This is a genomic window from Phyllobacterium sp. K27 (assembly GCF_054796155.1).
This window is the reverse complement of the sequence record NZ_CM139240.1, coordinates 3,202,068-3,214,998: the sequence shown is the minus strand read 5'-3', so window position 1 is coordinate 3,214,998 and position 12,931 is coordinate 3,202,068. Positions and strand designations below refer to the sequence as shown.

Here is a 12,931-nt window from a genome sequence, read left to right as displayed (position 1 = left end):
TCCGGTCATTGAGTCCTCATGCTATCCGAGATCATAACCAATGCAGATCAGGGTCGCCATGCACGTTCTTGTCGTTCAGAACTATCATAATACCGGACTTGGGCAGTTAGGCATCGCATTGAATGAGGCGAATGCTTCCATTGACTTGCGCCACGCCCATCTCGGCGAGCCACTGCCCCATAATCACGACGATCATGATGCGATTGTGGTGCTCGGTGGTGACCAAAATGCACTGGCAGACGAAAGCTATCCCTATCTCCCGCAGCTGGCAGGCTTGACCAAAAAATTCGGAGATGCGGATAAGGCCGTTCTTGGCATCTGCCTCGGCAGCCAATTGGTGGCGCGGGGGTACGGCGCCACAAACATTCTTGGCCGTCCGGCGGAATTCGGGTGGAAAAACGTGACATCTACGGCACAAGCTGCGTCAGATCCGATGCTCTCGGCTGTCGCCAAAGAATTCCCCATCTTTCATTGGCACAGCGATACTTTCACATTACCGGAACAAGCGACACATTTGGCCTCAAGCCAGATGACGCCCAATCAGGCCTTTCGGATCGGGCGTGCAGTGTACGGCATTCAATTTCATTTCGAAGCCGATACGCATCTGGTTGATGAATGGAAACATGTATTTCACGACCAGATTGTCAACAACCACACGGACTGGCTTGCTGATTATGCCAGTAACGTAGCGAAATATGGGGCTGCGGCAGATGCAGCAGGGCTTGCTCTTGCCCGTGCTTGGGTAGCGCTGATCCGGTAACGGGTATTCGACTTTAGTTGCAGCTGTGCAACAGATGAATTGCGAATCACTCTTACCCTGCTGAAATATGTGGAACGTGTCTTCAATTCACTAGTTGGTAATGGATGTGTCCTTTAGTGGGCACACGCACAACTGGCATCAAGCCAGAAAAAGCCTAGCAACGGAAACGCTTAAGATGACCACCAAGAGTGCCGCCCTTTTGACTGCCTTTATGCTGTCAGCCATTTTGTTCATGGGCATTGGTTTGTTTTCCGTTGATGCTGGCGGACATCGGGTATCGAGCGACGGCTACGGTGTCAGCACGTCATTTCGCTGATTGCCTTCATTATATAGTCGCTTCCAGAAACGTCTTGCTCAGGCCATCGATCATGATGGCGCTCAGCCTTCCGCTGGCATAAGCACCTGTATCAAGGTTTATCCGGTTGGGCCTGATTTCAACTTCAGTTACGGGTGTATGCCCGTGGACGATGACTTTGCTATGGGGGCGTGCATCGTCGAGAAACGGAGACCTGATCCAGATCAGATCTTCCGGGTCCTGTTGTTCAAGCTCTATTCCGGGGCGAATACCGGCGTGACAGAAGAAAAAATCTCCAAAGAACATTGATCGCGGCAACCGGCGCAAAAAGTCCACATGCGCGACTGGCACTGCCGTCTTCAAAGCTTCACGGCCCGATGCAAGGGACAAATCACTGCTGAAGTTGATGTTCACGCCATATGACAGTCCCGTCTGTCGTCCACCATGGCGGGCAAAAAGCCCGTAAGTGTCGCCTGTCTCAAGAAAATCAACAAAGCCAACATCGTGATTGCCTGCCAGTGCAAGCATTCGATGATTCTTGCGTTGTCCATCAATTAGGAAGTCGATGACACCGCATGATTGAAGACCCCGGTCAACATAGTCGCCAAGGTGTACCACGACCCAATCGAAGGGGGGGGATTTCAGGTTCTCCATATGGATCAGCCGATGCATCTCTTGAAGCAGATCGAGCCTGCCATGCACGTCACCTATCGCGTAGATGCGCAACTTGTCTGGTCCCCGGGCATGTTTGAAATCAACTGTTTTCATGATCCATCATTGAAGCCGTATACAAATCAAATCTTTGCACGATTTGCAGCTGTGACAAATATGGTTGCACTAAATTGATGATTGGAACAGCATGACGCAGCCAAAAACTGCGCCGGGGTGTTATAGGCTGAATGACAAGGCGAAACTTTGCTAAGACCGTGACGGGGAGGAACGATGTCCGGACTTGTTATGCCTAAGGCTGATGAAGCGACCATGTCGCGCCGAGCGGCGATTGTTGCGGCGCTGCAAGAAATCGTGCCGGGCGAAGGCGTCGTTGATGCCACGAACGAAATGCGTGTATTCGAATCGGATGCGCTGACTGCTTATCGCCAGCTGCCGCTCGTGGTGGTGCTTCCGCAGAGTGTCGCGCAGGTTTCGCGCATTCTCAAATATTGCCACGAAAACAACGTCAAAGTTGTGCCTCGGGGCTCAGGAACATCATTGTCTGGCGGGGCCTTACCCTTGGAAGATGCGGTGCTCCTGGTCATGACCCGTTTCAATCGCATCCTTGAGATTGATTACCCAAACCGGGTCGCCGTTGTTCAGCCGGGTGTTACAAATCTTGGAATAACCAAGGCGGTAGAACATGAAGGCTTTTATTACGCGCCTGACCCATCCTCGCAGATTGCATGCTCCATTGGCGGCAATATCGCAGAAAACTCCGGTGGTGTGCACTGTCTGAAATATGGGCTGACTGCAAACAATGTGCTGGGCCTTGAGATGGTGTTGATTACCGGCGAAGTCATCCGGCTTGGCGGCAAGCATCTTGATAGCGAGGGCTATGATTTTCTGGGCCTTATGACCGGCTCTGAAGGTCTGCTTGGGGTTGTCACCGAAGTCACTGTTCGCATCCTGCAAAAGCCAACGACAGCACGCGCGCTTATGGTAGGCTTCCCGACCAGTGAGGAGGCTGGGCAATGCGTCGCAGAGATTATCGCGGCGGGGATTATTCCCGGCGGTATGGAGATGATGGATCGTCCGGCTATCCATGCTGCCGAGGATTTCGTTCATGCAGGCTACCCACTTGATGTTGAGGCACTGCTCATCATCGAATTGGACGGACCAGCTGTTGAGGTGGATCACCTTATCAATATGGTTGAAGCCATTGGTCGCAAGAATGGCGCAACAACATGCGTCATATCGCAGAGCGAAGAAGAGCGCATGGCCTTTTGGGCGGGACGCAAGGCTGCGTTTCCGGCAGTCGGTCGAATTTCTCCGGACTATCTTTGCATGGACGGCACGATCCCGCGAAAGGAGCTGCCAAAAGTACTTGCCGGGATGCGCGAGCTTTCTAAGAAATATGGCCTGCGCGTTGCCAATGTCTTCCATGCTGGTGACGGCAATCTGCATCCACTCATCCTTTATGATGCCAATATACCAGAAGAACTGCATAAGGCCGAAAGCTTTGGTGCGGATATATTGCGGCTCTGCGTGAAGGTTGGCGGCGTGTTAACGGGCGAACATGGGGTCGGTGTTGAAAAGCGTGATCTCATGCCGGAAATGTTCAACGAAATCGATCTGAACCAGCAGATTCGCGTGAAATGCGCTTTCGACGATAAGCATCTGCTGAACCCCGGAAAGGTCTTTCCGCAACTGCATCGTTGTGCGGAACTTGGCCGTATGCATGTGCATCACGGCCGCGTGCCGTTTCCAGATATACCGAGATTTTGAACTTGAGCATATTCAATCCCCATTCTGAAGATGAGATTGTCGAGATCGTGCAATGGGCGCTGTCTGAACAAGCCCCGATTGAAATCATCGGTCAGGGTTCCAAGCGCGAACTTGGACGTCCTTTACAAACGGAACACACGATTGCCTTATCAAGCTATTCGGGTGTGACACTCTATGAACCCGATGAGCTTGTCCTGTCCGCCAAAGCCGGAACACCAGTCGCCGAGCTTGAAGCCATGCTTTCGGCCAGTGGTCAGGCATTTCAATTCGAGCCAATGGATTATGGGCCATTGCTGGGAAAGCCTGTCGGACAGGGTAGTCTTGGCGGTCTGCTTGCCACCAACCTATGCGGTCCACGACGTCTCAAGGCAGGCTCTGCTCGTGACCATGTGTTAGGGGTGCGGGTCGTTTCAGGCAGGGGAGAATTGTTCAAATCCGGCGGGCGCGTTGTCAAGAATGTGACAGGCTATGATCTTTCCAAAGGCATGGCGCATTCGTGGGGAACTCTGGGTATCGCGACTGAAATCACGTTTAAAGTTCTGCCATTGCCTGAAACCGAGACCACGCTGGTGCTGCGCGGGCTTGCCGACGATGAAGCTGCCCGGGCAATGGCGATTGCAATGGGATCAAGCGGTGAGGTGGCTTCTGCGGCGCATTTGCCTGGCAACGTCGCCAGCCGAGTGATTGGTGGTATCCTTCGAAGTGATGCCTCGACCTTGCTTCGCCTTGAAGGTTTTGCCCCTTCCGTGGCTGATCGGGCGGAAATGCTGAAAAAACTGTTGGCGTCAGCCGGTGAAATCGACATGCTGAATGGTGAGATATCCCGAAACCTATGGCGCGAAATCCGCGATGTCATACCATTCGCAGATGGCACGGAACGCCCTGTCTGGCGCGTGTCGATGGCGCCCATGGAGGCTTATAAGCTGGTGGCTTCTTTACGCATGGGCGCAGCTGTTGATGCGTTTTATGACTGGCAGGGCGGGCTTGTCTGGCTGCGGATGGAGGGTGATCCAGAGGCAGAGGCTGTTCGTGCGCTGATTGCCAAATATGGCGGGGGGCACGCGACATTGGTGCGCGCTTCTGTGGCATTGCGTGCTGCGGTGCCGGTATTCGAACCGCAACCGGCCCCTTTGGCAGCCCTGTCCAAAAGGTTGAAACAGCAGTTTGATCCAAGCGGCATATTCAATCCCGGTCGCATGGTTGTAGGGGTGTAGGATGCAAACCAACTTTACTCCCGAGCAATTGCGTAACCCTGGTGTTGCAGAGTCGGAAAAGATACTGCGCAAATGTGTGCATTGCGGTTTTTGCACCGCCACCTGTCCAACCTATGTCACGCTAGGCAACGAACTCGATAGCCCGCGCGGACGCATTTATCTGATCAAGGACATGCTGGAAAATGGCAGGGCCGCTGATGAACAAATCGTCAAGCATGTGGATAGGTGCCTGTCCTGTCTTGCCTGCATGACGACCTGTCCTTCAGGCGTCAATTACATGCATCTGGTTGATAATGCCCGGGCCCATATTGAGAAGACCTACAAGCGGCCATTCATGAATCGTCTGACGCGCGCCCTGCTTGCGCTGGTGTTGCCTTACCCGTCCCGCTTCCGCTTTGCTTTGACTGCTGCCAGATTCGGTAAGCCACTTGTCCCTCTTTTCAAATCCATTGCGGCTTTGAAACCCATGGCCGCGATGCTGGAACTTGCGCCCAAATCGCTTTCCGCCAAGTCGTCCTATGCAGAAGCTGGTACACATAAGGCGAAAACAGTAAAAAGAGGACGCGTTGCCATTTTAACGGGCTGCGCGCAGCCGGTTCTTGCCCCCGGCATCAATGAAGCAACGATCCGTCTTCTGACCCGGCTTGGTGTTGAGGTCATTGTGCCGAAAGGCGAGGGCTGTTGTGGCGCACTCGTGCATCATATGGGCCGCGAGGAAGCTGCACTGGAAAATGCCCGTCACAATGTCGACGTCTGGACACGTGAGCTTGAAAGTGGCGGCCTTGACGCGATCGTCATCACGGCATCCGGTTGCGGCACGGCGATCAAGGATTATGGTTATATGCTGCGACTCGATACTGCCTATAAAGAGAAGGCAGCACGCATCTCCGCTCTGGCAAAAGATGTTACTGAGTATCTGACGATGCTGGATTTACCGGAAGCCGAACACTCAACCGGCCTCACAGTTGTCTATCATTCGGCCTGCTCCATGCAACATGGCCAAAAAATTACCCGCCAACCAAAAGATTTGCTGAAGGCCGCCGGTTTTATTGTCAAGGAACCCGCTGAAGGTCATCTCTGTTGCGGTTCTGCCGGCACCTACAACATCATGCAGCCCGAAATTGCCCGCACGCTTCGGAACCGCAAGGTCAAGAATATAGAGGCCACCGGAGCCAGCGTGATTGCAACGGGCAACATCGGTTGCATTACCCAGATTGCCAGTGGAACGAGATTGCCGATTGTTCATACGGTGGAGTTGCTGGATTGGGCCTATGGCGGGCCCCGCCCTTCGGGTGTTCCACAAAGCAAACCATTGCTTGCCGCTGAATAAAAAGGGCAGCGGCACAAACTATATGCGCCGCTGCCCATTTCCGGCATCACCCCTGATACCGGCCCCCGTTATCTGACAATGACTTTTGTACCAACGTTCACCCGCTCATAGAGATCGGTGACGTCTTCATTACGCATGCGAATACAGCCGCTCGATACGGATTGCCCGATCGTCCATGGCGCATTGGTCCCGTGAATACGATAAAGGGTGGAGCCTAAATAGAGCGCTCGTGCACCAAGAGGATTTTCAATGCCGCCCGCCATATGAGCGGGTAGAATACGACCTTTGCGCTTCTCACGTTTGATCATCTCTGCTGGCGGATACCATGATGGCCATTCCGCTTTGCGGCTAATGATGTTGGTGCCGGACCAGCCGAACCCTTCCTTGCCGACACCGACGCCGTATCGTTGCGCGGTGCCACCAGCCTCGACCAGATAGAGAAAGCGCTGTGCCGTATCTATAACAATTGTTCCGGCTGGCTCGGTACCATCATAGGCTACGCTCTGCGGCAGGAATTTCGCATCCATCTCCCGCCTTTTTTTGGGTTGGGTATCAGCTGGCGCAGTGGGACGTCGAAATGAAACTTCGTCTACGGCTGGATTGGAATTGAGTTTTTTACGTGCTGCCCGGCGTTCGCGTTGTTTGACACGAGGATTCGGCTGCTCGTCAAAGACCACGTAACCGCGAGGGTTGACCGGTGTACCAACTGGCCGCTGGCGTAATTGCATAACCCAAGGAGCCGATAAGTCAGGACTTATGACGACGGGGGGACGCGTCGCATAGCGATCGCTGGCGACTGCACCCGATGCAACTGTAACAAGGCAGAATAGGAGAAGCAGGCGTGCAAACTTCATCGGAACCAGTCTCGTAACAAAATCTGCTGACAAGTTTTGTCAGTTTTCGGATTGAGTTTGCCAGCGGCAGGGTAGAAAAAAGTGAATGAGAATCAACTAAGCGTAATTCTCGGTCGAAACCACTCGGTATAGTTACCGATACGTGTGGCAAGTTGGTTAATGCGCGGTAAAATGAAAAGGCCCGCTATGAGTGAAGATGTTGCTGTGAAGACTGGTCTGATGACAGGTGACGATGGCATTACGCGCTGTTTCTGGCCTGGTGCTTTGCCCGAATATATTCGTTACCACGACAATGAATGGGGCAAGCCGGTAACAGACGACACACGGCTATTTGAAAAAATATGCCTCGAAGGGTTTCAATCAGGATTGTCCTGGTTAACGATACTGCGCAAACGCGAGAGTTTCCGCGAAGCCTTCGATGGTTTCGACTACCGCAAGATTGCCCGCTATACGGACAAGGATGTCGAACGGTTGCTCGGCAATGCCGGCATTGTGCGCCACCGCGGCAAGATAAATTCTGTTATCAACAATGCCAATCGCGCTATCGAACTGGTGAAAGAAACCGGCTCGCTTGCCGCCTATTTCTGGTCGTTTGAACCACCTGCAGAGGAGCGCCCAAAGGTCGTCGATTATTCGACCCTGATCGCAAATCCAACATCGCCTACATCAACCCGCCTTTCCAAGGATCTGAAGAAACGTGGCTGGAGTTTTGTCGGCCCCACAACGATGTATGCGCACATGCAGGCGATGGGTCTTGTCAATGACCATATAGAGGGCTGCAAATGCCGCGAGGAAATTGAAACTCTGCGTGCGAAGTTCAAAAGGCCCAAATGACGTCGGTATCCTTGCCCTTGCGGGCTTGATGGTCTAGAGCAAAACCGCTTCGGCAATCAGCTTCATCTCAGGGTATCGGATCATCATTATGGCAACCAAGGCAGACAGGGTAAAAGCGCGGCTGCCGCGCGGTTTCGTGGATCGTGCGCCAGATGATCTGCGCGCTGCAGAAAAAATGATGGCGGAAATCCGTAAAGTCTATGAACTCTACGGTTTTGAGCCGGTTGAGACACCACTGATCGAATATACCGATACGCTCGGAAAATTCCTTCCTGATCAGGACCGCCCGAATGAAGGTGTGTTCTCATTCCAGGACGATGACGAGCAATGGCTTTCGCTGCGCTATGATCTGACGGCGCCCTTGGCGCGCTATGTTGCTGAGAACTACGAGAGCATTCCGAAGCCCTATCGCAGCTACCGGGCCGGATGGGTTTTCCGTAACGAGAAGCCGGGGCCGGGCCGCTTCCGCCAGTTCATGCAGTTCGATGCCGATACGGTTGGCGCGCCAAACGTCTCTGCTGATGCCGAGATGTGCATGATGATGGCTGATGTCATGGAAGCTCTTGGCATTCAGCGCAGCGATTATGTGATCCGCGTCAATAATCGCAAGGTTCTTGATGGCGTACTGGAGGCGATCGGGCTCGGTGGAGATGAGAATTCCGGCAGGCGTCTGACAGTGCTGCGCGCTATCGACAAATTGGATAAGTTCGGCATTGAGGGCGTGCGTGAACTGCTTGGGAAAGGCCGAAAGGACGAAAGCGGCGATTTCACCAAAGGTGCAAATCTCGATGAGGCTGCCATCAAGCAGGTTCTTGATTTCACTTCGGCTGGTGGTGCCACAGGCAATGCCACTATTGCCAATCTGGAAAAGGTTGTCACTGGCAATGACAAGGGCGCAGAAGGCGTTGCCGAGTTGGGCACAATAGCAGCACTGTGTACTGCCGCTGGTTATGACGGACGCATAAAGATTGATCCTTCTGTCGTGCGTGGTCTTGAATATTACACCGGTCCCGTGTTCGAAGCCGAGCTTTTGGCGGAAATCCCCAATGAAGATGGCCAGATCGTCCGTTTCGGCTCGGTTGGTGGTGGCGGACGTTATGATGGGCTGGTCTCCCGCTTCCGCTCCGAACCTGTTCCGGCGACGGGTTTTTCAATCGGCGTTTCGCGCCTGATGACTGCGCTCAAGAATCTTGGCAAGCTGGATACGTCCGACAATATCGGACCTGTCGTCGTCATGGTCATGGACCGCGATACGGAAAGCCTTGGGCGCTATCAGAAAATGGTATCCGATCTGCGTCAAGCCGGTATTCGCGCCGAAATGTATCTGGGCGGTTCCGGCATGAAGCCGCAGATGAAATATGCGGATCGTCGCGGTGCACCCTGCGTCATTATTCAGGGCTCGCAAGAGCGCGATCTTGGAGAAGTGCAGATCAAGGATTTGATTGAAGGCGCACGTTTATCAGCTGAAATTGAGGATAATATTACCTGGCGTGAAAGCCGCCCAGCACAGATCACTGCGAAGGAAAGCGACATTATAGCCGAGGTACGCAAGATACTTGATGCCCAGGCTGAAGATCGCGCCAATGCAGCGAAAGCCTCCTAAGTTCGATGGTTGCCTCCCGCGCGCCTGCATTTAGCGATCGCCTTGCCGCGTTAATAGCGAGCAGGGAAGCGGAACTTGTCGATATCCCTGTTATCCAGCCTGCTGACCAGTTTCTGGACATGGCGGGTGAAGATTTGCGCCGCCGGATTTTCCTAACCGAAAATGAAACAGGCCAAAGCTTATGTCTGCGTCCTGAATTTACAATTCCGGTCTGCCGTAATCATATTGAGCTTAATGCTGCTACTCCAAAGCGCTATGCCTATCTTGGCGAGGTATTCCGCCAACGACGCGAAGGTGGCAATGAGTTTTTTCAAGCGGGTATTGAAGATTTGGGGGATGCCAATCGCGCGCGCGCGGATGCACGCTCTTTAGCGGATGCTCTGTCCTCCATCCGGCTCGTGGCACCCCATGCCCAGCTAGAAACCTTGCTCGGCGATCAAGCGATCTTTGAAGCGGTTCTGGCAGCGCTCGGCCTGCCGCGGGGCTGGCAAAAGAAGCTTGTCCGGGCTTTCGGCAATCCTGTTCAGCTCAAGGGCTTGTTGAAGGATTTGTCATCAGACAGACAGAATGGCGATCTGCCGGACCACCTTGCAACACTCGTTGCTAAAGGTGACGAGATTGCGCTTGCTGCCGAACTTGAAAAGGATATGCAATCTGCCGGTATTTCCCCGGGAGCTGGTCGTACACCTGTCGAGATTGCGCGCCGCCTCATCGACAAAGTTGCGCTTGCTTCTGTGCGTTTGCAGCCCAAGGCGATTTTGGCGCTTCAGGATTTTCTGGCGATCCGCATTCCTTTGCAATCAGCGGCAGGGCATCTGTTACGATATGCGCGGGAAAACGAGTTCGATTTGGGGTCGGCGTTGGAACAATTCGAAGCGCGCTCTGTGTCAATTGTTGAAGCGGGTATCGGAGACGAAACCATCATCTACGACGCATCGTTTGGTCGTCCGCTCGATTATTATACCGGCTTGGTCTATGAAACCCGTGCAGTGAGCAATACCGAACTTGGTGCCATCGTTGGCGGTGGCCGTTACGATCGGCTTTTGACGATGCTCGGTGCTGTCGGCTCGATCCCGGGCGTTGGTTTTTCCATATGGCTCGACCGTCTTGAGAAGATTTCAGGAGAGGCGCGATGACCATAACATTGGCGCTACCTTCCAAGGGGCGGCTGAAGGAACAGGCTCTTGAAGTACTTGGCAAAGCCGGTCTGGAAGTAATCCTTCCCAATGATCAGCGCAATTACAGGGCGCAGGTAGCAGGCGAAAGCCAGATTGATATTCTCTTTCTTTCTGCTTCCGAGATTGCCCGCGAATTGGGCTATGGCAGTGTCGATCTTGGTGTAACCGGAGAAGATCTTATTCGCGAAACCCTGTCTTCGGCCGATGATCGGGTGCAAATCGAGGCCCGACTGGGTTTTGGTCATGCGGATGTGATTGTTGCTGTTCCCGAGGTTTGGTACGACGTATCCACCATGGCGGACCTTGATGACGTCGCTGCGGATTTCCGTCAGCGTCATGGTCGTCGCTTGCGGATTGCCACCAAATACTGGCGGCTGACCCAGCAATTTTTCTCGCAGATGCATGGTATCCAGGTCTACCGTATTGTGGAAAGCCTTGGCGCTACTGAAGGTGCTCCCGCCTCCGGATCAGCCGATATCATCGTTGATATTACGTCGACTGGATCGACGCTTCGTGCCAATCAGCTCAAGGTTCTCGAAGACGGCATTATTTTGAAGTCGGAAGCGTGTTTGATTTCCTCGCGGAAGGTAGCGGATACCAAGGCTGTATCGGAGCTGTCGCAGCGCATAAAGGCAGCACTGGGTTAGCTGCAAATTCATCAACTCTCTGTGATCCATCCGGTTGAATGTAACCTTTTGGGCTCTTCCTTCGTATCTTTCTGCATGAAGCCGAAATAAATCGGTATCATTACGCAGGGAGCCTACCCATGATGACACGTCGAACCCTGTTCGGAGGCGCTGTTGCCGCTTTTGGTGCAGTTGTTGCCACACGCTTTGCAATCATGCCCGAGGCTCACGCCACTGGCAAATTCGAAGTCGAGCATACGGATGCCGAATGGAAGAAACTTCTGACGCCGGAGCAATATTATGTATTGCGTAAGGAAGGTACTGAAACGCCTTTCACCAGCCCGTTAGACCATGAGAAGCGCAAAGGTATCTTTGCCTGTGCTGGCTGTGATCAGCCGCTTTTCGAATCCGACAAGAAGTTTGACAGTGGCACTGGCTGGCCCAGCTTCTGGCAGCCGATAAAAGGCGCAGTGATCGAGAAATCAGACAGTTCCTTTGGCATGGTGCGTACAGCTGTGGATTGTCATCGTTGCGGCGGCCATCTTGGCCATGTCTTTAATGATGGTCCGCAACCCACCGGCCTTCGTTACTGCATGAATGGCGTTGCTATGAAATTCACACCGGCTGCGGCTTGAGCCACTTCGAAGGAAAAACAAATGAAACTTCGTTATTTGTTACTTGCCACCACGTTGATCTTTGCACCAGCTACGGCTCTCGCCGAAAGCGTCACAATGGTCCCGCCGCCTGCAATGGATCAATCAATATCAGCCAAAATGGAGAAAATCGTGCTTGCCGGTGGGTGTTTTTGGGGCGTCCAGGGCGTTTACCAACACATGAAAGGCGTAACAAACGCTGTGTCGGGTTACTCTGGAGGAACGAAAGCCACCGCCAATTACGAACTGGTCAGCAGCGGTGATACTGGCCATGCGGAAGCCGTCGAGATTAGTTATGATCCAAAGATCGTCAGTCTGGGCAAGATTTTGCAGGTCTATTTTTCGGTAGCTCACAACCCGACAGAGCTCAACCGTCAGGGGCCTGATGTTGGCCCGCAATACCGCTCAGCCGTCTTCACGACCAGTGCCGATCAGGAAAAGGTGGTGAAGGCCTACATAGATCAGCTCGACAAGGCCAAGGTCTATTCTGACCCCATAGTCACCAATGTATCGTCACTCGAAGCCTTTTACCCGGCAGAGGCGTATCATCAGGATTATGCGACCATCAATCCGACGCAGCCCTATATCGTCTACAACGACCTGCCCAAGATCGAAAATCTGAGCAAGCTGTTTCCGCAGGAATACAGAGAAAAGCCAGTGCTGGTAAGCGATGTAAAGCCTACCAACTGACATGATGTTAAAAACAAAGGCCGCTCGAAGCGGCCTTTGTTACTCAATGATGGTGTCGATTAACTGCGTCTGGCGTCAATTGAAAGTGCACCAGCGCCATAAGCGGCTAGCACAAAGAAACCGCCGGCTACGCCCAGGTTTTTCTGGAAGAACATGAACTGGGTCATGCCGGCATCGCCAGTCCAATTCATGTGAGCAGTTGCGGTGGCAGCCAATGTGAAAAGGCCAAGCAAAAGGGCAGCAATGCGCGTCTGGAAGCCAACGAGTACGGCAATACCACCGAAGAATTCAAGTAAACCGACAAGAACCGCAACAACTGTTGGGGCTGGCAAGCCCATGCCGCCAAAATAGGCAGCAGTACCGCCGATAGCTGTTAGCTTGCCCCAACCAGCCATGATAAACATGACCGAAAGCAGAATGCGACCGATTAGAACCAGAATGCCATTGTTAGACAT

Annotated in this window: 14 protein-coding genes; 11 read left to right on the top strand and 3 right to left on the bottom strand. The window is 53.2% G+C overall.

The genetic code is table 11. The features are described 5' to 3' along the window. Positions 1–58: 58 nt before the first annotated feature. Together ACYJL1_RS15905 and ACYJL1_RS15900 are read left to right on the top strand one after the other, a co-directional pair. On the top strand, positions 59–760 hold the full coding sequence (locus ACYJL1_RS15905; RefSeq protein ID WP_460898077.1) for a type 1 glutamine amidotransferase: 702 nt from the start codon (positions 59–61) through the stop codon (positions 758–760). Positions 761–935: 175 nt separating this feature from the next. Beyond that, positions 936–1,076 carry a hypothetical protein gene (locus ACYJL1_RS15900; RefSeq protein ID WP_460896278.1) on the top strand — a complete coding sequence of 47 codons (141 nt, stop codon included), beginning with the start codon at positions 936–938 and terminating at the stop codon, positions 1,074–1,076. 9 nt (positions 1,077–1,085) lie between these two features. Here the strand turns inward: ACYJL1_RS15900 and ACYJL1_RS15895 are convergent, their stop codons facing one another. Further along, positions 1,086–1,823, bottom strand: a complete 738-nt coding sequence (locus tag ACYJL1_RS15895) for a metallophosphoesterase (RefSeq protein ID WP_460896277.1) — start codon at positions 1,821–1,823, stop codon at positions 1,086–1,088. Between the two features lie 174 nt (positions 1,824–1,997). On the opposite strand from ACYJL1_RS15895, the gene ACYJL1_RS15890 reads away from it, so the two are divergent. The 3 genes from ACYJL1_RS15890 to glcF are packed head-to-tail and all read left to right on the top strand — an operon-like array spanning position 1,998 to position 6,038. Further along, positions 1,998–3,494, top strand: coding sequence for an FAD-linked oxidase C-terminal domain-containing protein (locus tag ACYJL1_RS15890; protein WP_460896276.1), 1,497 nt, complete (start codon positions 1,998–2,000; stop codon positions 3,492–3,494). A 2-nt stretch (positions 3,495–3,496) separates the two neighbouring features. Further along, positions 3,497–4,708, top strand: a complete 1,212-nt coding sequence (locus ACYJL1_RS15885) for an FAD-binding protein (protein WP_460896275.1) — start codon at positions 3,497–3,499, stop codon at positions 4,706–4,708. A 1-nt stretch (position 4,709) separates the two neighbouring features. Next, a complete protein-coding gene (glcF, locus tag ACYJL1_RS15880) occupies positions 4,710–6,038 on the top strand; it encodes a glycolate oxidase subunit GlcF (RefSeq protein ID WP_460896274.1) in 1,329 nt (442 codons plus the stop codon). Between the two features lie 68 nt (positions 6,039–6,106). Here the strand turns inward: glcF and ACYJL1_RS15875 are convergent, their stop codons facing one another. Continuing rightward, positions 6,107–6,892: a L,D-transpeptidase gene (locus tag ACYJL1_RS15875; RefSeq protein ID WP_460896273.1), complete on the bottom strand. Its 786-nt coding sequence runs from the start codon at positions 6,890–6,892 to the stop codon at positions 6,107–6,109. A gap of 186 nt (positions 6,893–7,078) precedes the next feature. Between ACYJL1_RS15875 and ACYJL1_RS15870 the strand changes: the two genes are divergently transcribed. From ACYJL1_RS15870 to msrA, 6 genes are all read left to right on the top strand, one after another. Further along, positions 7,079–7,726: a DNA-3-methyladenine glycosylase I gene (locus tag ACYJL1_RS15870; RefSeq protein WP_460896272.1), complete on the top strand. Its 648-nt coding sequence runs from the start codon at positions 7,079–7,081 to the stop codon at positions 7,724–7,726. An 88-nt stretch (positions 7,727–7,814) separates the two neighbouring features. After that, a complete protein-coding gene (gene hisS, locus ACYJL1_RS15865; protein WP_460896271.1) occupies positions 7,815–9,329 on the top strand; it encodes a histidine--tRNA ligase in 1,515 nt (504 codons plus the stop codon). 5 nt (positions 9,330–9,334) lie between these two features. After that, complete coding sequence (locus tag ACYJL1_RS15860) at positions 9,335–10,465, top strand: ATP phosphoribosyltransferase regulatory subunit (protein ID WP_460896270.1); 1,131 nt, start codon at positions 9,335–9,337, stop codon at positions 10,463–10,465. Next, positions 10,462–11,154, top strand: coding sequence for an ATP phosphoribosyltransferase (hisG, locus tag ACYJL1_RS15855; protein WP_460896269.1), 693 nt, complete (start codon positions 10,462–10,464; stop codon positions 11,152–11,154). The genes ACYJL1_RS15860 and hisG overlap by 4 nt, the downstream gene beginning before the upstream one ends. A 119-nt stretch (positions 11,155–11,273) precedes the next feature. Beyond that, positions 11,274–11,768 carry a peptide-methionine (R)-S-oxide reductase MsrB gene (gene msrB, locus ACYJL1_RS15850; RefSeq protein ID WP_460896268.1) on the top strand — a complete coding sequence of 165 codons (495 nt, stop codon included), beginning with the start codon at positions 11,274–11,276 and terminating at the stop codon, positions 11,766–11,768. A gap of 21 nt (positions 11,769–11,789) precedes the next feature. Further along, entirely contained in the window at positions 11,790–12,476 is a 687-nt protein-coding gene (gene msrA / locus ACYJL1_RS15845; RefSeq protein WP_460896267.1) for a peptide-methionine (S)-S-oxide reductase MsrA, read from the top strand. Between the two features lie 59 nt (positions 12,477–12,535). Here the strand turns inward: msrA and ACYJL1_RS15840 are convergent, their stop codons facing one another. Continuing rightward, positions 12,536–12,931: a DoxX family protein gene (locus ACYJL1_RS15840; protein ID WP_460896266.1), complete on the bottom strand. Its 396-nt coding sequence runs from the start codon at positions 12,929–12,931 to the stop codon at positions 12,536–12,538.

What these genes read in the sequence shown, in the direction of transcription:
- ACYJL1_RS15870 (WP_460896272.1), top strand. Translation starts at nt 7,079, where the DNA reads ATGAGTGAAGATGTTGCTGTGAAGACTGGTCTGATGACAGGTGACGAT.
- ACYJL1_RS15900 (WP_460896278.1), top strand. Translation starts at nt 936, where the DNA reads ATGACCACCAAGAGTGCCGCCCTTTTGACTGCCTTTATGCTGTCAGCC.
- ACYJL1_RS15895 (WP_460896277.1), bottom strand. Translation starts at nt 1,823, where the DNA reads ATGAAAACAGTTGATTTCAAACATGCCCGGGGACCAGACAAGTTGCGC.
- msrB (WP_460896268.1), top strand. Translation starts at nt 11,274, where the DNA reads ATGATGACACGTCGAACCCTGTTCGGAGGCGCTGTTGCCGCTTTTGGT.
- hisG (WP_460896269.1), top strand. Translation starts at nt 10,462, where the DNA reads ATGACCATAACATTGGCGCTACCTTCCAAGGGGCGGCTGAAGGAACAG.
- msrA (WP_460896267.1), top strand. Translation starts at nt 11,790, where the DNA reads ATGAAACTTCGTTATTTGTTACTTGCCACCACGTTGATCTTTGCACCA.
- ACYJL1_RS15905 (WP_460898077.1), top strand. Translation starts at nt 59, where the DNA reads ATGCACGTTCTTGTCGTTCAGAACTATCATAATACCGGACTTGGGCAG.
- glcF (WP_460896274.1), top strand. Translation starts at nt 4,710, where the DNA reads ATGCAAACCAACTTTACTCCCGAGCAATTGCGTAACCCTGGTGTTGCA.
- ACYJL1_RS15860 (WP_460896270.1), top strand. Translation starts at nt 9,335, where the DNA reads ATGGTTGCCTCCCGCGCGCCTGCATTTAGCGATCGCCTTGCCGCGTTA.
- ACYJL1_RS15840 (WP_460896266.1), bottom strand. Translation starts at nt 12,931, where the DNA reads ATGTCTAACAATGGCATTCTGGTTCTAATCGGTCGCATTCTGCTTTCG.
- ACYJL1_RS15875 (WP_460896273.1), bottom strand. Translation starts at nt 6,892, where the DNA reads ATGAAGTTTGCACGCCTGCTTCTCCTATTCTGCCTTGTTACAGTTGCA.
- hisS (WP_460896271.1), top strand. Translation starts at nt 7,815, where the DNA reads ATGGCAACCAAGGCAGACAGGGTAAAAGCGCGGCTGCCGCGCGGTTTC.
- ACYJL1_RS15890 (WP_460896276.1), top strand. Translation starts at nt 1,998, where the DNA reads ATGTCCGGACTTGTTATGCCTAAGGCTGATGAAGCGACCATGTCGCGC.